Here is a 17298-nt window from a genome sequence, read left to right as displayed (position 1 = left end):
TCACTCCAACTGCAAGGATACGCGGCATTTGCCGTCATTCGTGGCCCAAGGGTATCCCCTGGCCCTCAGACAGGGTCGAGGGCGCGGGCATCGGCGGGATGCCAGCCGATCTTGATCTGCTGGCCCGGCTCCAGCCGGGTCTGGCCGATGGTATTGCGCATCTTCATGACGAAATCGGCGCTGCCCGCCACCTTCAGGCGGGCGCGCAGGATGTCGCCCATATAGACGACCTCGCACACCTCGGCGCCGATCATGTGGGCGCCGGGGGGCATCATCTCGGGCTTGAACTCGACCCGTTCGGGGCGGATGGACACCAGCACCTGCTGTCCCTTGGAAGTCACGTTCACCGGGGTGGCGTCGATCACCTCGCCGGTGGACAGGCGCACAAGGGCCTTGTCGCCCGACAGTTCCTCGATCACGCCGGGCAGCTTGTTGTTCTCGCCGATGAACTGGGCGACGAAGCTGTTTTCCGGGCGCTCGTAGAGGTCGGCGGGCGCCGCAAGCTGCTGGATGCGGCCGTCGTTGAAGACCGCCACGCGGTCCGACATGGTCAAGGCCTCGCCCTGGTCGTGGGTCACATAGACGCAGGTGATTCCAAGGCGTTCGTGCAGGTGCTTGATCTCGAACTGCATGTGTTCGCGCAGTTGCTTGTCCAGGGCGCCCAAGGGTTCGTCCATCAGCACCAGCTCGGGGTCGAAGACCAGGGCGCGGGCCAGCGCGATCCGCTGCTGCTGGCCGCCCGACAGTTGCGCGGGGCGGCGGTTGATGAACTTGCCCATCTGCACCATGTCCAGTGCGCGGGCGACACGGGTTTCGCGGTCGGCCTTGGACATTCCCCGGACTTCCAGCGGGAAGGACAGGTTCTCGCCCACGGTCATGTGCGGAAACAGGGCATAGTTCTGGAACACCATGCCGATGCCGCGCTTGTGCGGCGGCACCTGGTTGATCGGCCGCCCGGCCAGCCGGATTTCCCCATGAGTCGCGGTTTCGAACCCCGCAAGCATCATAAGGCAGGTTGTCTTGCCCGAACCTGATGGCCCGAGCATCGTCAGGAACTCTCCCTTGCCGATGGACAGGTTCAAATCTTTGACGACAAGAGTCTGTCCATCATAGCTTTTTTGCACGTGCTCAAAGGCAACGAAGGTATCGCCGTGGCGGTCGTCCAGCAAAAGGCGCTCTCCCTGTTATCGATTTTCGTTGTTCAGCGCATCAACAGGTTACGCGGCGGCTTGGCGTCTGTGCAACACTGTTTGCGACATTTCTTGCGGGGTGAAGGTCGCTTACAGTCATTGGCGGTGCCCGCCCGTGCAATCGGCGTCCCTGCCGGGAATGCGGGCACAGGCGCATGGCCTTGTGTCCCTGCAACCCTGCGGCTAGCGTCGCGGCCGATCCGAATCCGCCACCAGCCAAGGACACCCGTCCTTCGCGCCTGACCGAAGGACTGCCATGCTGGAAGCCCTGCTTCTGTTCGCCGCCGGGTTTTTCGGCGGGATGCTGAACGCGGTCGCCGGGGGCGGCACATTCATCACCTTTCCCGCGCTTGTCTTTACCGGCATTCCCCCGGTCGACGCCAATGCGACCAGCACCGTGGCGGCGCTGCCCGGTTACCTTTCCTCGGCCATCGCGTTCCGGGGCGACATCCGCGCCATCCACGACGCGCCCTTCGCCAAGCTGACGATCTGGACGATGATCGGCGGCGCCATTGGCAGCGGCTTGCTGCTGGTCAGTTCGAACGAGGCTTTCTCGGCCCTTGTGCCGTTCCTGCTGCTGGTCGCGACGCTGGTGTTTTCCTTTGCCGACGACGTGCGCCGCATGGCGTCGCGGTGGCGGTCAGTGGTCCTGCCCTTTGGTTTGGGCATCCTGCTGCCGGTCGTGATCTATGGCGGATATTTCAACGGCGGCCTGGGGATCGTGTTGCTGGCGGTCTTTGCCATGTGGGGCATGACGGACCTGCATCAGATGAACGGGCTGAAGTGCTGGCTGAGCTTCGCGCTGTCCGCGGTGGCCTTTGCCATCTTCGCGGCGGGCGGGTCGGTGGCCTGGGGACCAGCGGCGATCATGGCCGTGGGCACCATCACCGGCGGCTATGCCGGCGCACCCGTGGCCCGGCGCATACCCCGCAATATCCTGCGCTTGCTGATCGCCGTGATCGGCTTTGGCATGACCGCAATCTTTTTCTGGCGTCTCATTCAAGGAGCATGAGCATGAACGACATCAAGCGCATCGAAACCGGCCCGCGCATGAGCCAGGCGGTCATCGCCAATGGCACCGTCTGGCTGGCAGGCCAGGTGGGCGAGCCGGGCGCGTCGGTTGCCGACCAGACCCGCGTCGTGCTGGAACAGGTGGACCGCCTGCTGGCCCTGGCCGGAACCGACAAGACGCGCATCGTGTCCGCCCAGATCTGGCTGGCCGACATGGCCGATTTTGCGGAAATGAACGCGGTCTGGGACGGATGGGTGCCGCAGGGCCATACCCCCGCGCGTGCCACGGGCGAGGCGAAGCTGGCCACCCCCGACTACAAGGTCGAGGTGATCGTCACCGCAGTTCTGTAACCGCCTGCAGCACGGACCGGGCGGCACGCAGGCCCGGCGCCTCGCCGCCCTTGCCCAGCCGGTCCATGGTCAGGTCCATCGCATCCAGTTGGGCCTGCCGTGCCCGGGGGTCGTCCAGCAGCCGCAGCAGCGCCTGGGCCATGGGCGCGGGATGGCAATCGCGGCCCAGGAATTCCGGCACCGTGCGAGTATCGCTGACTAGGTTGACCAGCGTCACCGTGTCCGTCTTCAGCAGCATCCCGATCAGCATCCGGCTGAGGGGCGCCATGTCATAGCCGATCACCATCGGCACCCGGTTGGCCGCCAAATCCAAGCTGACCGTCCCCGACGCCGCAAGCGCCAAATCGGCTGCGGCAAAGGCTCCGCGCTTTTGGTCCGCATCCTCGACCACCAGGGGACGGACCGGCCACCCGGCCGTCAGGTGCCGCACCTGACCCGCAACGCCCGGCACGGTCGGCAGCACGACCTGCGTGTCAGGGACATGACGGCGCAGATCGGCCAGCGCCTGCCCGAAACGGGGCAGCAGCCGCCCGACCTCGCCCGTGCGCGATCCGGGCAGGCACAGGACCACGGGGCTTTCGGGGGCGATCCCGTGGCCCGCCCGAAACAGCGCAGCCTCGTCGGGGCCAGCCACGGGAATGGTGGCAATGGGATGACCCACGAAATCGCAGGTCATGCCTGCGGCCTGCATCAAGGGCGGCTCGAAGGGCAGGATCGCCAGCACGTGATCCACCACCTCGGCCATCTTCAAGGCCCGCCCCGGCCGCCAGGCCCAGACCGAGGGCGCGACATAGTGGATCACCCGCAGGTCGGGCCGCTGCGCCCGTGCCGCGCGGGCCACGCGCAGGCAGAAATCGGGGCTGTCGATGCCGATCAGCGCGTCCGGGCTTTCGGCGACGACGCGGACTGCGGTTTCCGAGATGCGGCGTTTCAGGTGGCGGTATTTCGGCAGAACCTCCCATATCCCCATCAGGCTCAGTTCCCGCATGGGAAACAGGCTCTCCAGGCCTTGGGCGGCCATCGCATCGCCGCCGATGCCGACGATTTCCACGTCAGGCGCCAGTTCCCGCAAGCCCGCCATCAGCGCCGCGCCAAGCTGGTCGCCCGAAGGCTCTCCCGCGATCAGGAAGAATTTCATGCGCCTACCTCCGGCACGATTATGTCAGGCAGGAGGCATGGCCCACAAGAACAACCCTGCCGATTGCGCGCGACGGATGGCCTCGTCCCGGTCCAGCAGGATCACACCGCCCGCCTGCCAGGCAATGCCGGCAAGCCCGGCATCGGCGGCCTGGGTCACGCTGTCGGGCCCAAGCGTGGGCAAGTCGATGCGCATATCCTGGCCGGGCTTCGGGGCCTTGAAGAACACGCCCTTCGCGCCGTCCGGGTTGGGCCGCAGCCCGGCATGACGCCCGGCAAAGTCCAGCATCGCCTGCGTGCCGGGCAGGGTTTCGATGGCAAGGCACTGGCCCTGCCCCACCACATTCCCCTGCCCCACGTCCAGCGGTCCCAGCGTTGCATGGATCAGCGCCGCCCGCGCTGCATCGCGCCGGTCGGCGGCGGATGGCTCGCCCGCCAGCACGCCTTCGCCGGGGATCAGGTCGGGCGCGACATCGGCGACCGAGGCGATGGCCAGCCCGTGTTCCTCGAACACCTCCAGCACCGCCCGCAGCGCGCCGTCGTCGCCCGACTGCATCGCCATCATGATGCGTGGCACCAGTTGCGCCGTGCGATTGTCGAACAGTTCCGGGTCCAGGCGGGGGCGACGGATGGCCCCGGCAAAAACCACCTGCGACGCGTCCTGGTCCAGCAGGCTGTCCAGAAACGGGACCAGCCGTTCCAGCCGGAAGGGTTGCGCATCAACCCCTTCGGGCGCGAAACCGTCCAGGGCGTAGACCAGCGGCGCGTCAAGGGCCGCGATGACGGCGGGGGCCAGGGCGCCCTGTCCCGCGATGACGACGGTGCGGGTCATGCGGGCCTCGGCGTCAGGAAGCTGCGGTCGGACGGGCCAAGGATGAAATCCAGCACGTCGCGGACCATCGCGCCGCTTTCCCCTTCGGCCAGATGGCGCGCGGTGTCGCGGAAGCTGCCGCCGCCCAGCCTGTCCAGCATTTCCCGCAGTTCGAGGATGTCGGCCCGGCTGGCGCCTCGGCGTTTCAGGCCCACAAGGTTCAGCCCGTCCAGATGCCCGCGCGGTCCCTGGACCAACCCGTAAGGGATCACATCCGCCGTCACCATCGTCACCGCGCCGATCATCGCGCCGCGCCCGATGCGCACGAACTGATGCACGCCCGACAGCCCGCCGATGATCACGTCGTCGTCCAGGTGGCAATGCCCCGCAAGCGAGGCGTTGTTGACCAGGATCACGCGGTCGCCCAACTGGCAATCATGGCCCACATGGCAGCCCGCCATGAACAGCCCGTCGTCGCCGATCCGCGTGACGCCGCCTCCGCCCCCTGTTCCGGGATTCATGGTGACGTATTCGCGGATGCGGTTGCGCGCGCCGATCTCCAGGCGCACATCCTCGCCCTTGAATTTCAGATCCTGCGGCACCTCGCCGATCGAGGCAAAGGGAAAGACCACGGTCCCTTCGCCGATCGCGGTATCCCCGGCAAGGGCGACATGGGATTTCAGCACCACGCCATCGGCCAGCCGCACATTGGGTCCGACAACGCAGAACGGGCCGATCTGGACGCCCGCGCCGATCTGCGCGCCGTCCTCGATCACGGCGGTGGGATGGATGTCAAGCATTGGCCTTCAGGGCCATCATGGCGGTGAATTCGGCGGATGCGCAAAGCTGGCCGTCCACCAGGGCACGGCCCTCGAACTTCCAGATCTTGCCGCCGCCGCGCAGGGCCTTCACATGAAGTTCCAGCATATCGCCCGGCACCACCATGCGGCGGAACTTGCACTTGTCGATGCCCATGAAATAGGTCGCCAGCGGCTTGTCGATGATGTTCATGCTGATGCCCACGATCACCGCCGCCGTCTGGGCCATCGCCTCGACAATGGTGACGCCCGGCATGACGGGCTCGTCGGGAAAATGGCCCTGGAAATGCGGCTCGTTGCAGGTGACCATCTTGATGCCCACGCCGCTTTCGTGCGGGACGATGTCGCGCACCTTGTCGATGAACAGGAACGGATAGCGGTGCGGAATGATGCGCTTGATCAGCGACAGGTCGGCCCCGGCATAAAGGGCGGGGGCGCGCGTTTCATCGGCCATGAGCGTTCCTTCGGGACATTTTTCCCCGGTTAGCAATGCGCCTGCCCCTTGGCAAGCGTTCAGCCGGGGGCGGCAGGGACAATGGGCGCGGCCTTGCCTGCACGGCCCTCGCGCAGCCAGCCTGTCAGGATCAACCCCGACACCAGCAAAAGCCAGGCCCAGCCGGGCAGCAAGGGGCGGCGTTCCAGCCCGGTGACCGATGCCGCATCGCGCGGAGTGATGGCAATCCAGTCGCCCAGGGCGGCGGCGCCATGGGCATTGCGGCCCGGCGCCACCGTGCGCAGATCGGGGATCCCGTCCGACAGGGCAACCACGCCGCCGCCGGTGGCCTGGACCAGCGGATCAAGAAGGGCAGCACTGGCGACGGTTTGTTCGAACTCTCGCGGTGCCGCCGGGCCAAGCGCCAGCACCCGGCGCAGATCGCCGTCCTGCAGGCGGTAAAGCCCCGGTTCCGGTGCGGCCCAGTCTGCGGTAAAGCGGCCCGGCCCGGCCTCGGTCAGGGGAACCTCCTCGGTTTCGCCATCGGGGCGGGTCACGACCAGCGGCCCGGCGTCCTCGGCCATGGTGCGGCGCGTGAACCGGACCGTCATGTCGCCCGAGACATCGGCCAGCAACGCCTCCTCCTCAAGTTCCGGTTCCTTCATCGACCAATGGGCGATGCGGCGCAGCAATTCCAATTGCGGCCCGCCGCCTTCGAAGCCGCGCCCCCACAACCACACCTGGTCCGAGGTCAGCAGCGCCACCCGCCCCTCGCCCACACGGTCCAGGATCAGCAGGGGTTCGCCGTCGATGCCTGTCATGGCGACCTGCGCATCCGGGTCGGGCTGGACCGTTGCCATGCGCAGCCAGCGGCCCCAGGTGGGATCCTCGCCCTCGGATCCCGGCAGGGCGGCGGTGACGGGGTGGCGCTGGCCCTCTTCGGTCAGGCGCGGCAGGAATGGCTGTTCCAGCACCCCGCCCGTGGGGCGTGCGGGCAGGATCTGGCCCAGCGGCGACAGATACAGGCTTTCCACCCCCGCCATTTCCGGCCCGGCGGAAACCAGAATCGCCCCGCCCCCTTCGACATAACGGGCGATGTTGGCGTAATAATCGGGCGGCAGGATGCCGCGCACGCTGTAGCGGTCAAAGATGATCAGGTCGAAGTCGCCGATCCGTTCCATGAACAGTTCCTGGGTCGGAAAGGCGATCAGCGACAGTTCGTTGACGGGCACGCCGTCGGATTTGTCGGGCGGGCGCAAGATGGTGAAGTGGATCAGGTCCACCGCCGCATCCGATTTCAGCAGGTTGCGCCAGGTCCGTTCGCCCGCGTGCGGTTCGCCCGACACCAGCAGCACGCGCAGCCGGTCGCGCACGCCGTTGATGCTGATGGCCGCGCTGTTGTTGCGGTCGGTCAGTTCGCCCCCTTCGGGCGCGTCAAAGGCGATCTGGACGACATTCTGGCCTGCATGGTCCAGGGTCAGCGGCAAGGTGATGGGCTGGCCCACAGGCACGGCCACCACCTGCTCGTCCTCTCCGTCGATGGACAGGCGCAGGTTGACGGAACCCGTTTGGGCTTGGGCCGGGACGGCGCCCTGATCCTCGATCCGCAGGCGGATGGCGACCTGCTGGTCGATCAGGCCAAAGGCCGGGGCTTCCTCGATCACCAGGCGGCGGTCCCAGTCTTGCGGGCGTCCGGTCAGCAGGACATGGACCGGCGCGGGAACGGCGACCGGCAGCATGGCCGGGTCGTGCAGCCGCCCATCGGTCACGGCGATCACGCCCGCCAGCCGGGTTTCGGGTTCGGCGGCAATTGCGCGGGCCATTTCGGTGGCAAGCAAGGTGCCGTCGTCGTTGTCGCCCACCGTCACGCGGCGCAGTTCGGTATTGGGCAGGGCGGTAATCTGGCGCGTCATGGCATCCACCGCCGCGTCCGCCTGCGCGGTCCGTTCGGGCAGACCCTGGCTGGCGGACCGGTCGTCGATCAGGATCACGATGTCCGACAGCCCGGACCGGCTGCCGATTTCCAGGGCGGGACCGGCCAGCGCAAGGGCCGCTGCAAGCCCCGCAAGCCCGCGCCAGGCCCAGCCCCGCAAGCCCCGCCACAGCGCGAACCCAGCCACCAGCAGCGCAAGAACGGCAAGCGCGGCGATGGCCCACCAAGGCAACAAGGGATCGAAGCGAAGCTGGGTCATGGGCCAAGCGTCTCCTCGGTCCGCATCCGGTCCAAAAGGGCGGGAACATGGACCTGGTCGGATTTGTAATTGCCTGTAAGGACATACATGATCAGGTTCACGCCGAACCGATACGCCATCTCGCGCTGCGCCTCGCCTTCCCAGCCGCGCCCGATGGGAAAGGCAGGATAGCCGTTTTCATCCACGGCCCAAGCCTCGGCCCAGGAATTGCCGCCGATCACCACAGGGCTGACGCCGTCGTTCAACTGGCGGAAGGGCACACCCTCGGCAGCCTCGGCCCCGGCGGGCGGGGCTTCCAGCCAGACGGGATTGCCCTGCCAACGGCCCGGAAAGTCGCCCAGCAGATAAAAGCTGCGCGTCAGGACATGATCCTCGGGGACCGGCGACAGCGGGGGTATCTCCAGAGGCGAGGCCAGGGCTTGCAGCGCCTGCGACATATCCGGCCCGCCGACGCCCGCCACATCGCCGTCGCGCGTGTCGAACAGGATCATGCCCCCCGACCGCATGAAATGGTTCAGCCGGACATAGGCCTGCGGCGAGGGCGGGGCCTGGGTGTCGGTGATAGGCCAGTACAGAAACGTCAGCACCGACAGATCGTCCGCGTCCAGGTCGATGGCCACCGGATCCCCCGGCTCGACCGAGGTGCGGCTTGCCAGCAGCATCGACAGCCCGCGCAAGCCATCGCGCGACGTTTCGTCGATCCGTTCGTCGCCAGTGATCACATAAGCCAGGACGACCTCGTTCGCGGCACGGGCCAGTTCGGGGTTCGGATCCTGCGCCATGGCAGGGGGCGCGGGCTGGACCAGCAGCGCCAGCAGCAGCGCCGCCGCAACCCGCCCGCCCCGCGCGATCATCGCCGATCCAAGCGCATCCAGGGCCAGGATCAGCGCGGCCAGTGCCAGCAGGGGCCCGCGCAGGTCTTGGCCCGCAGCGGCGCCGGAAGCCTCGACCGTGGCGCCCGGCCAGTCGGCCAGGACCAGCGGCCCGCCAGCGTTCAATGCAACCCGCCGGTCGCCTGCCGCATAAATGCCCGCCGGGCGGTCGGGACCGGGGTCAAGCGCCAGATCCGCTGCCGCCACTGGGGCCAGGCCGTCCGCAGGCGCGGCGCGGCCAAAGCCGTCCAGCACCGTTTCCGGCGTCCAGAAGGGTTGGTCGCGGTCGTCCGTTCCTTCCTCGGACGGGGCAACGCGGGCGGTCTGGACCAGGCGGTTCAGCATTTCCACGAACAGGCCAGAGATCGGCAGGTTCGACCATTCGGCATTGGCGGTGACATGGAACAGCACCACCTGCCCCTGCCCCACCCGGTCGCGCGTGACCAGGGGCGTGTTGTCCGACAGCGCGGCAAGGGTCTTGCCGGCCAGATCGGGGGCGGGCTGGGCCATCAGTTGCGCGCGGATCGCGACATCCCCGGGCGCGGTCAGCCCCGCGAAGACGCCGTCGGCGGCAAAGGGGGCGATGCCCCGGGGATCGCCCCAGGACAACGCCCCGCCGATGTCGCGCCCGCCCTGCCGCAGCGCAACGGGAACCAGCGGTTCGGTCTGCAACTCCTCGAAGGCAGCCATGCGGGGACCGGCAAAACGGATCAGCAGCCCGCCGTCATCGACCCAGGAGGACAGGTCGTCGGCTTCGGCCAGATCGACCTGGTCGGCCAGCACGATCACATCGGGCGCGGTGTCCAGCACATCGCCCAGGCCGCCTTCCACCAGATCGGTCGTGGGTGTCAGGGCACGGCGAAGATAGTGAAGTTGCGACAACAGTTCCTGGCCTTCCGCCTGACGGTCGGCCTCGCCCACAAGGCCCACCTTGCGGCGCTTGACACGGTCGTCGGCCAGCACGACGGCGCCTGCATGAGCCTCGCCCTCGATCTGGAAGCGGGTGATGCGGTTGCGCAGTTCCGGCGGCAGGTCGATGGCGGTAGGGCGGCTGGCGATCCCGGCGGCATTGGCGGCATCGCCGGGGGTCAGGCGGGCCAGTTCGCGTTCCACGCCCTGGGGATCGGGACCGATGGCCAGGATCGCGGGCGCGGCGTCGTCCGTCATTGTCAGCGTCAGGGACGGCGTGTCGCCCCCGTGCAGGGACAGCGACCGCAGCGCACGGGCGGGCGGGACCACCGTCACCGGACCACGGTCTGCCAAGGCCGACAGCCAGGCCGCGCGGTTGGGATGATCCAGCCCGTCGCTGATCCACAAGGTCGCAAGCTGGCCCTCGGGAACAGAGGCCAGGGCAGCGGCGGGATCCTCGGGCAGGCCAGTCCCCCAGGACACCGGCTGCGCGGCCCGCAGGCTTGCCAGCAGCGTATCGGCAGGGGCAAAGGGCAGCGCGGCCGGAACATCGCGGCCATCGGCCAGAAGCAGGGCAGCGGGACGGCCCTGGGCGGCGGCATCGTTCAACGCGGCCTCGGCGCGGGTCAGCCGAGCGGGCCAGTCGGGGGCGGCGGACCAGCCGGCATCCAGCACCACCAGCAGCGGGCCGTCCTGCCCGCTGGGCACCGCCGGTTTCCAGCTTGGCCCGGCAAAGGCCAGGATCAGCGCGGCCACCGCCGCCAGGCGCAGCAGCAGCAGCCACCAGGGCGTGCGCCGCGCGATGGGCACGCGGTCCACCAACCCGCGCAACAGCGCCACGCCGGGAAAGTCCACAAGGCGCGGCGCGGGCGGTAAGGCGCGCAGGATCACCCACAGCACCGGCAACGCGATCAGCGCGGTCAGCACCCAGGGGGCCGCGAAGCCTATGGGACCAAGGATCAGCATCAGCCCGCAAGCACCTGATACAGCCAGCTTAACGCGGTGGCGGGCGGATGGCCGGTCGAATGATGCCCAAACTGCCAGCCCGCCCCCATGGCGCGGTGGCGCAGCCAGTCGCGCCGTTCCGCAAGCCGCGCGAGATAAGCGTCTCGCAGCCCTCCTGCATCGCGGCTGTCATGGCGGACAGCACCCGACAGGGACCGGAACAGCACGGCGCCGGACCAGGGAAACGCCTCTTCGTCCGGGTCCAGGACTTGCATCAGCACGCCCGTCACACCGATGCCCGATGCCCGCGACAGCAGCGCATCGACCCAGGCAGGATCGCCCAGGAAATCCGACAGGATCACCAGCCGCTGGTTGGGGCGCAGCGTGTCGGGCGGGGGGGCGTCATCATCGGTTCCGGTCAGCGCCGTCGCGGCGATCTGTTCCGCCAGCCGGTCTGCCTGCACCCGACCCGCGCGCGCGGGCTGACCCAGCAGGCCCACCTTTTCGCCGCCCCGCAGCAGGACCATCGCCAAGGCTAGGGCCAGCAGATGCGCACGGTCCGCCTTTGCCGGGCGATCCGGCGCACCGGAATAGCCCATCCCCTGCCCCGCCGATATCCACAACCCAACCGCCTGCGCTGTCTGCGCCTCTCGGTCCCGGACGAACTGGGCGTCCGACCGGGCAGAGCGGCGCCAGTCTATGGCACGGGCGGAATCGCCCTGGGCGGCGGGACGGTATTGCCAGAAATCCTCGCCCGGGCCACTGCGGCGCAACCCGTGGGCGCCGGGCGCGATCATTGCCGCAAGCCGTTCGGCGGACAGGATCAGCGCCGGCAGATGGCCGCTGGCCGTCTGCGCCCCTGACCGAAGCGTGGCTGCGCGAAGATCGGCGGGGGACCGGGTCAAGACACCCTCATGCGGCTTGGCGGCTGCCGAAACGGTCGCCCAGCAGGCGGGCGATCACGCCGTCCACCGTTTCGCCCCGCGCGCGGGCGGCGAAGGACAGCGCCATGCGATGGCGCAGCACGGGGGCAGCCAGAGCCTCGACATCCTCCAGCGTGGGGGCGAAACGGCCGTTCAGCACGGCGCGCGCCCGCGTGACCAGCATCAAGGCCTGCGCGGCACGCGGCCCCGGCCCCCACAGCAGCGCGTCGCCCAGGAACGAGGCCGAATCCGCCTCTCCGGGACGGCAGGCGCGGACCAGATCCAGGATCGATTCCACGACACCCTCGCCCACGGGCATCTGGCGGATCAGTCGTTGCGCGGCGATCAGGCCCTCGGCGTCGAAGGCCGCATGGGCGCGGGCATCCTCGACCCCGGTGGTGGCCAGCAGGATGGCGCGTTCGGTGTCGCGGTCGGGATAGTCCACGTCGATCTGCAACAGGAAGCGGTCAAGCTGCGCCTCGGGCAAGGGATATGTCCCTTCCTGCTCGATGGGGTTCTGGGTCGCAAGAACATGGAACGGTCGGCCCAGGGGGCGGTGCTGGCCGCTGATCGTGACCTCTCGTTCCTGCATGGCCTGCAACAGCGCGGATTGCGTGCGGGGGGATGCGCGGTTGATCTCGTCGGCCATCAGAAGCTGGGTAAAGACCGGGCCTTCGATAAAGCGGAAGGCGCGCGATCCGTCGGGCAGCACGTCCAGAACCTCGGACCCCAGGATGTCGGCGGGCATCAGGTCGGGGGTGAACTGGATCCGCTGGCTGCCCAGGCCCAGGACCGTGGACAGCGTATCGACCAGCATGGTCTTGCCCAGGCCCGGCTGGCCCACCAGCAGCGCATGGCCGCCTGCCAGGATCGCCGCAAGCACCTGTTCGACCACCTGGTGCTGTCCGACAAAGCGCCGCTCGATGCTGGCGCGGGCATCGGCAAGGGTTTGCCCAAGCTGTTCCACACGCTGCACCAGAATTTCATCCGAAGCCATGACAATGCCCCCTGACTGCTCTACACCCGGACCATAAGGGGATAACCGAAAGGCGACTATAGCGAATGGCAGATCGCGGTGACAAAGCTGTGAGCGCCGAGGGCATTGCAAGCGCCGCCAGCAAGGCCGCCAAGGGGGGCCTGCCGCCGGTCCATCTGTGGAACCCGCCCTTTTGCGGCGACCTGGACATGGAGATCCGGGCGGACGGCACCTGGTTCTATCAAGGCACGCCCATCGGCAGGCCTGCCATGGTGCGGCTTTTTTCCACGATCCTGAAGCGCGAAGGGGACGGCTTCTTCCTGGTAACGCCGGTGGAAAAGGTCGGGATCCGCGTGGTTGACGCGCCTTTCGTGGCGGTCGATGCCGATATCCTTGCCGATGCGGTGACATTCACCACCAATGTCGGCGACCGGGTGACGGCGGGACCGGACAATCCCATCACGCTGCGCGGCACCGGGGACGCGCCCCGCCCCTATGTCCATGTCCGCGCGGGGCTGGATGCGCTGATCGACCGCAAGACCTTCTATCGCCTGGCCGCCGCCGCGACCGAGGATGCAGGACGCAGCGGCATCAGATCCGGCGGTGTCTTTTTTCCGTTGGAGCCTTGATGCCCCGTTTCGCTGCCAACCTGACGATGCTGTTTACCGACTTGCCGATGCTGGACCGATTCGCCGCCGCCGCCGATGCGGGTTTCGCCGGGGTCGAGATCCTGTTCCCCTATGACATCCCGGCCCGCGACCTGTCTCGCGCCGCCATCGCCGCCGGGCTGGAATTCGTGCTGATGAACACGCCGCCGCCGAACTGGGCGGGCGGCCCGCGCGGCTTTGCCGCCGAACCCGGGCGCGAGGACCGTTTCCGCAGCGATTTCGACCGCGCCCTGCGCTTTGCAGGCGTGTTGCGGACGCGCCATATCCATGTCATGGCGGGCTATGCCCAAGGGCCCGAGGCACGCCAGACGTTCATCCGCAACCTGGCCTGGGCCGCAGAACGCGCCCCCCATGTCAGCCTGACGATCGAGCCGCTGAATCCCATCGACCAGCCGGACTATTTCCTGGCGGATTTCGACATGGCCGCCGATCTCATCGCGCAGATCGGCGCCACCAACCTGGGGCTGCAACTGGACACCTATCACGCGCAGCTGATTACCGGCGACGCGATGGCCGTCTGGCGCAGGCACGCGGGCATCACCCGCCATATCCAGATTGCCGGGGTGCCGGGGCGGCACGAACCGTCGGGCGGGATGATCGACTATCCCGGGTTTTTCGCGGCCCTGGACCGATCAGGCTATCGTGGCTGGGTCAGTGCGGAATACGAACCTGCCGGCCTGACGGCCAAGGGTCTGGACTGGCTGCGGCCCCCGCTTTCCTGACAAAGGCCGCCTGCAGGGAACCGGGGTTCCCGGCCCGCGTTATCGCCATGACGCCGTTCGGAAAAACCCATTCCTGGCGCATGATCAACAGCGGAGACAACCCATGAATTCCATCATCTATATTGTCGGCCTGGTGGTCGTCGTTCTGTTCATCCTGTCCTTCCTTGGCCTTCGCTGAAGCGCGGCCCACACAAGGCTGATCCGACATGAGCATCAACCCCGACGCGACCCCGCCCCGCAGCATCATGGACTGGCCCGCGATCCTGTCGGGCGCGGCCATCGCCGCAGGGGCCATGGTCGTCTTTACAGGATTCACCGCCGCCATCGGCCTGGGATCAGTTTCGGCGGAACCGGGCGAAGGGCTGGGGACATTCGCCAGCATCCTGGTTGGCCTGTTCGCATTCCTCAGCACGCTGGCGTCCTATGCCTTGGGCGGCTATGTCGCCGGGCGGATGCGCACCCCCGTTTCCGGCATCGCGGCCGATGAAACCCATGCCCGTGACGGCGTCCATGGCCTGACCGTCTGGGCCATCGGCACGCTGGTCGGTGCCATGCTGACCATTGGCGTCGTATCCAGCGGCGTGCGCGCCGTAGGATCGGCGGCCAGCACCGCCATCGAGGCTGGCGGATCCGCCGTCGGCGGTGCCCTGCAAGGGGCGGGCCAGCTGGCGGGCGGCGTCGTGGGCGGCGTGGGCCAGGTCGCAGGCGGCGTCATCAGCGGCGCGGGCCAGGCGGCTGGCGGCGCCCTGCAAGGCGCGGGCGAGGCCGCAGGCGGCGACACGCTGCAGGATATGCTGCCTGCAGGGATGCAGCAGAACCCGATGGACTACATCACGAACCGCCTGCTGCGCCCCCAGGAAACCGCCCCCAACGCCTTCTCGGACGAGGCGATCCGTGGCGAGATCGCGGGCATTGTCGGCACCGTTCTGCGCACCGGCGAACTGCCCCAGGAAGACCGCGACTATCTGGTGCGCGCCGTGGCTGCCCGGACCCAGCTTTCCCCGCAAGAGGTGGAAGCCCGCGTCGACCAGGCAGTGACCGAGGTGCAGGATCTGCGGGCCGAGGCCGAGCAGCGCCTGGCCGATGTCCAGGCCCAGGCCCAAGAGGCCTTGGATACGGCACAAGCCGAAGCGCAGCGCCTGCAACAAGCGGCCGAACAGCGCCTTGAAGAAGCCCGCCAGGCTGCCATCGACGCGGCCGAGGCTGCCCGCAGCGCCGCCGTGTGGTCGGCCTTCCTGCTGGCCGCATCGACCCTGATCGCGGGCGCTGTGGCCTTTCTTGCCGCCATCCGCGGCGGACGGGATCGCGACGAAGGCCGCGTCTGGTCTGGCCTGCATCGCGGCATCCGCAACCGCTGACCCCTGTCGTCATAGGTTATATCGACCCCGCCACAGGCCCGTGGCGGGGTTTTTCGTGGCATTCAGCCCATCCGCCTTGCCCAGTTTTCATCTGGCCTTTTGGCCTGTGATTGTTTAGGGCCACCGCAAATCACAAAGGTCGCCCATGGATATCCGCAACATCGCCATCATCGCTCACGTTGACCACGGCAAGACGACGCTGGTCGATCAGCTGTTGCGCCAGTCGGGGTCGTTTCGCGAAAACCAGGCCGTCGCCGAACGGGCAATGGACAGCAACGACATCGAACGCGAACGGGGCATCACCATCCTTGCCAAGGCCACCTCGGTCGAATGGAAGGGCACCCGCATCAACATCGTGGACACGCCCGGCCACGCCGACTTCGGCGGAGAGGTGGAACGGATCCTGTCCATGGTCGATGGCGTCTGCCTGCTGGTCGATGCCGCCGAAGGGCCGATGCCGCAAACGAAGTTCGTGCTGGCCAAGGCGCTTGCGCTTGGGCTGCGCCCCATCGTGGTGCTGAACAAGGTCGACAAGCCCGCGGCAGAACCTGACAATGCGCTGAACGATGTCTTCGACCTGTTCGCGAACCTGGGTGCCAGCGACGAACAACTGGATTTCCCCCATCTCTATGCCTCGGGCATCGGCGGCTGGGCGGATGCGACGCTGGACGGCCCGCGCAAGGATATGTCGGCGCTGTTCGACCTGGTCCTGAGCCATGTCCAGCCGCCCAAGCAGATCGCGCGCGCTGGTGAACCGTTCCAGATGCTGGCGACCACGCTGTCGGCCGACCCCTTCCTGGGCCGCCTGCTGACGGGCCGGGTCGAGGCGGGCCGCGCCAAGGCGGGCGATACCGTCAAGGCCCTGTCGCGCGACGGCGAGCGGATCGAGCAGTTCCGCATCAGCAAGGTGCTGGCCTTTCGCGGCCTGACCCAGACCCCGATCGACGAGGCGCAGGCAGGCGACATCGTGACGCTTGCGGGGATGTCCAAGGCCACGGTCGCCGATACCATCGCCGCGCCGGAGTTGGACACCGCCCTGCCCGCCCAGCCGATCGACCCGCCCACCATCAGCGTGACCTTTGGCATCAACGATTCTCCCTTGGCCGGTCAGGACGGCAAGAAGGTCCAGTCCCGCGTCATCCGCGAACGCCTGATGCGCGAGGCCGAGATCAACGTCGCCATCAAGGTCGAGGACACGCCGGGCGGCGACGCCTTTGTCGTGTCCGGCCGCGGCGAATTGCAGATGGGCGTGCTGATCGAAAATATGCGCCGCGAAGGATTCGAACTGTCTATCAGCCGTCCGCGCGTCATTTATCGCGAGGAAGACGGCCAGCGGCTGGAGCCGGTCGAGGAAGTCATCATCGACGTGGACGATGATTATACCGGCGTGGTCATCGAAAAGCTGACCGGCGAACGCAAGGGCGAGATGGTGGACATGCGCCCGGCAGGCGTCGGCAAGACCCGGATCATCGCCCATGTGCCGTCGCGCGGGCTGATCGGCTATCACGGCGAATTCATGACCGACACGCGCGGCAACGGCGTCCTGAACCGCATTTTTCATGGTTGGGTTCCGCACAAGGGACCGATCCAGGGGCGTCGCCAGGGCGTGCTGATCTCGATGGAAAACGGCGTTTCTGTGTCCTATGCGCTGTGGAAGCTGGAAGATCGCGGCAAGTTCTTCATCGGCGCGCAGGAACAGATCTATCAGGGCATGATCATTGGTGAACATTCCCGCGACAACGATCTGGAAGTGAACCCCCTGCGGGGCAAGCAGCTGACCAACGTCCGCGCCTCGGGCACGGATGAGGCGGTTCGCCTGACGCCGCCGGTGCGGATGTCGCTGGAAGAAGCCATCGCCTATATCGACGACGACGAACTGGTCGAAGTGACGCCCAAGAACATTCGCCTGCGCAAGCGCCACCTAGACCCTCACGAACGCAAGCGCCAGGCACGGGCGGAAGCATAAGCTTCCCCCACGTCAA

General features: G+C 67.7%; 15 protein-coding genes. 6 read left to right on the top strand and 9 right to left on the bottom strand.

The window, feature by feature from the left end; translation table 11 throughout:
• Window positions 1-65: 65 nt before the first annotated feature.
• Window positions 66-1169, bottom strand: a complete 1104-nt coding sequence (locus LZ585_RS04945) for an ABC transporter ATP-binding protein (RefSeq protein ID WP_234855311.1) — start codon at window positions 1167-1169, stop codon at window positions 66-68.
• Between the two features lie 277 nt (window positions 1170-1446).
• On the opposite strand from LZ585_RS04945, the gene LZ585_RS04940 reads away from it, so the two are divergent.
• Together LZ585_RS04940 and LZ585_RS04935 are read left to right on the top strand one after the other, a co-directional pair.
• Window positions 1447-2202 carry a sulfite exporter TauE/SafE family protein gene (locus LZ585_RS04940; RefSeq protein WP_234855310.1) on the top strand — a complete coding sequence of 252 codons (756 nt, stop codon included), beginning with the start codon at window positions 1447-1449 and terminating at the stop codon, window positions 2200-2202.
• 2 nt (window positions 2203-2204) lie between these two features.
• On the top strand, window positions 2205-2552 hold the full coding sequence (locus LZ585_RS04935; RefSeq protein WP_234855309.1) for a RidA family protein: 348 nt from the start codon (window positions 2205-2207) through the stop codon (window positions 2550-2552).
• Here the strand turns inward: LZ585_RS04935 and lpxB are convergent.
• From lpxB to LZ585_RS04895, 8 genes are read right to left on the bottom strand one after another with little or no spacing between them, the layout of a single operon-like run.
• Window positions 2536-3690 (bottom strand): lipid-A-disaccharide synthase, encoded by a 1155-nt coding sequence (lpxB, locus tag LZ585_RS04930; protein ID WP_234855308.1) that lies wholly within the window; start codon window positions 3688-3690, stop codon window positions 2536-2538. The genes LZ585_RS04935 and lpxB overlap by 17 nt on opposite strands.
• A gap of 24 nt (window positions 3691-3714) precedes the next feature.
• The gene (locus tag LZ585_RS04925) at window positions 3715-4521 is read right to left on the bottom strand and encodes an LpxI family protein (protein WP_234855307.1); all 807 of its coding nucleotides are present in this window, start codon (window positions 4519-4521) and stop codon (window positions 3715-3717) included.
• Window positions 4518-5300 (bottom strand): acyl-ACP--UDP-N-acetylglucosamine O-acyltransferase, encoded by a 783-nt coding sequence (gene lpxA, locus LZ585_RS04920; RefSeq protein ID WP_234855306.1) that lies wholly within the window; start codon window positions 5298-5300, stop codon window positions 4518-4520. The genes LZ585_RS04925 and lpxA overlap by 4 nt, the downstream gene beginning before the upstream one ends.
• Window positions 5293-5772, bottom strand: a complete 480-nt coding sequence (fabZ, locus tag LZ585_RS04915) for a 3-hydroxyacyl-ACP dehydratase FabZ (RefSeq protein WP_234855305.1) — start codon at window positions 5770-5772, stop codon at window positions 5293-5295. Before fabZ ends, lpxA begins: the two co-directional genes overlap by 8 nt.
• 59 nt (window positions 5773-5831) lie before the next feature.
• Window positions 5832-7943: a hypothetical protein gene (locus LZ585_RS04910; protein ID WP_234855304.1), complete on the bottom strand. Its 2112-nt coding sequence runs from the start codon at window positions 7941-7943 to the stop codon at window positions 5832-5834.
• Entirely contained in the window at window positions 7940-10690 is a 2751-nt protein-coding gene (locus LZ585_RS04905) for a DUF4159 domain-containing protein (RefSeq protein ID WP_234855303.1), read from the bottom strand. Before LZ585_RS04905 ends, LZ585_RS04910 begins: the two co-directional genes overlap by 4 nt.
• Window positions 10690-11574, bottom strand: coding sequence for a DUF58 domain-containing protein (locus LZ585_RS04900; protein WP_234855302.1), 885 nt, complete (start codon window positions 11572-11574; stop codon window positions 10690-10692). The genes LZ585_RS04905 and LZ585_RS04900 overlap by 1 nt, the downstream gene beginning before the upstream one ends.
• Before the next feature lie 7 nt (window positions 11575-11581).
• Entirely contained in the window at window positions 11582-12589 is a 1008-nt protein-coding gene (locus tag LZ585_RS04895) for an AAA family ATPase (RefSeq protein WP_234855301.1), read from the bottom strand.
• A 65-nt stretch (window positions 12590-12654) separates the two neighbouring features.
• Between LZ585_RS04895 and LZ585_RS04890 the strand changes: the two genes are divergently transcribed.
• From LZ585_RS04890 to typA, 4 genes are all read left to right on the top strand, one after another.
• Complete coding sequence (locus tag LZ585_RS04890) at window positions 12655-13197, top strand: DUF1285 domain-containing protein (RefSeq protein ID WP_234855300.1); 543 nt, start codon at window positions 12655-12657, stop codon at window positions 13195-13197.
• Window positions 13197-13958, top strand: a complete 762-nt coding sequence (locus LZ585_RS04885; protein ID WP_234855299.1) for a hydroxypyruvate isomerase family protein — start codon at window positions 13197-13199, stop codon at window positions 13956-13958. The genes LZ585_RS04890 and LZ585_RS04885 overlap by 1 nt, the downstream gene beginning before the upstream one ends.
• A 206-nt stretch (window positions 13959-14164) precedes the next feature.
• Entirely contained in the window at window positions 14165-15316 is a 1152-nt protein-coding gene (locus LZ585_RS04880) for a hypothetical protein (protein WP_234855298.1), read from the top strand.
• A 145-nt stretch (window positions 15317-15461) separates the two neighbouring features.
• Window positions 15462-17282 (top strand): translational GTPase TypA, encoded by a 1821-nt coding sequence (gene typA, locus LZ585_RS04875; protein ID WP_234855297.1) that lies wholly within the window; start codon window positions 15462-15464, stop codon window positions 17280-17282.
• Window positions 17283-17298: the final 16 nt, after the last annotated feature.

Source organism: Paracoccus everestensis (assembly GCF_021491915.1).
Classification (GTDB): domain Bacteria; phylum Pseudomonadota; class Alphaproteobacteria; order Rhodobacterales; family Rhodobacteraceae; genus Paracoccus; species Paracoccus everestensis.
Note: the sequence above shows the minus strand (reverse complement) of the source record. Positions and strands in the feature narration are given on the sequence as shown.

Coding starts and splice junctions, on each gene's coding strand:
- LZ585_RS04905 (WP_234855303.1), bottom strand. CDS start 10,690: ATGCTGATCCTTGGTCCCATAGGCTTCGCGGCCCCCTGGGTGCTGACC.
- LZ585_RS04910 (WP_234855304.1), bottom strand. CDS start 7,943: ATGACCCAGCTTCGCTTCGATCCCTTGTTGCCTTGGTGGGCCATCGCC.
- lpxA (WP_234855306.1), bottom strand. CDS start 5,300: ATGCTTGACATCCATCCCACCGCCGTGATCGAGGACGGCGCGCAGATC.
- lpxB (WP_234855308.1), bottom strand. CDS start 3,690: ATGAAATTCTTCCTGATCGCGGGAGAGCCTTCGGGCGACCAGCTTGGC.
- LZ585_RS04885 (WP_234855299.1), top strand. CDS start 13,197: ATGCCCCGTTTCGCTGCCAACCTGACGATGCTGTTTACCGACTTGCCG.
- LZ585_RS04880 (WP_234855298.1), top strand. CDS start 14,165: ATGAGCATCAACCCCGACGCGACCCCGCCCCGCAGCATCATGGACTGG.
- fabZ (WP_234855305.1), bottom strand. CDS start 5,772: ATGGCCGATGAAACGCGCGCCCCCGCCCTTTATGCCGGGGCCGACCTG.
- LZ585_RS04935 (WP_234855309.1), top strand. CDS start 2,205: ATGAACGACATCAAGCGCATCGAAACCGGCCCGCGCATGAGCCAGGCG.
- LZ585_RS04925 (WP_234855307.1), bottom strand. CDS start 4,521: ATGACCCGCACCGTCGTCATCGCGGGACAGGGCGCCCTGGCCCCCGCC.
- typA (WP_234855297.1), top strand. CDS start 15,462: ATGGATATCCGCAACATCGCCATCATCGCTCACGTTGACCACGGCAAG.
- LZ585_RS04890 (WP_234855300.1), top strand. CDS start 12,655: ATGGCAGATCGCGGTGACAAAGCTGTGAGCGCCGAGGGCATTGCAAGC.
- LZ585_RS04895 (WP_234855301.1), bottom strand. CDS start 12,589: ATGGCTTCGGATGAAATTCTGGTGCAGCGTGTGGAACAGCTTGGGCAA.
- LZ585_RS04940 (WP_234855310.1), top strand. CDS start 1,447: ATGCTGGAAGCCCTGCTTCTGTTCGCCGCCGGGTTTTTCGGCGGGATG.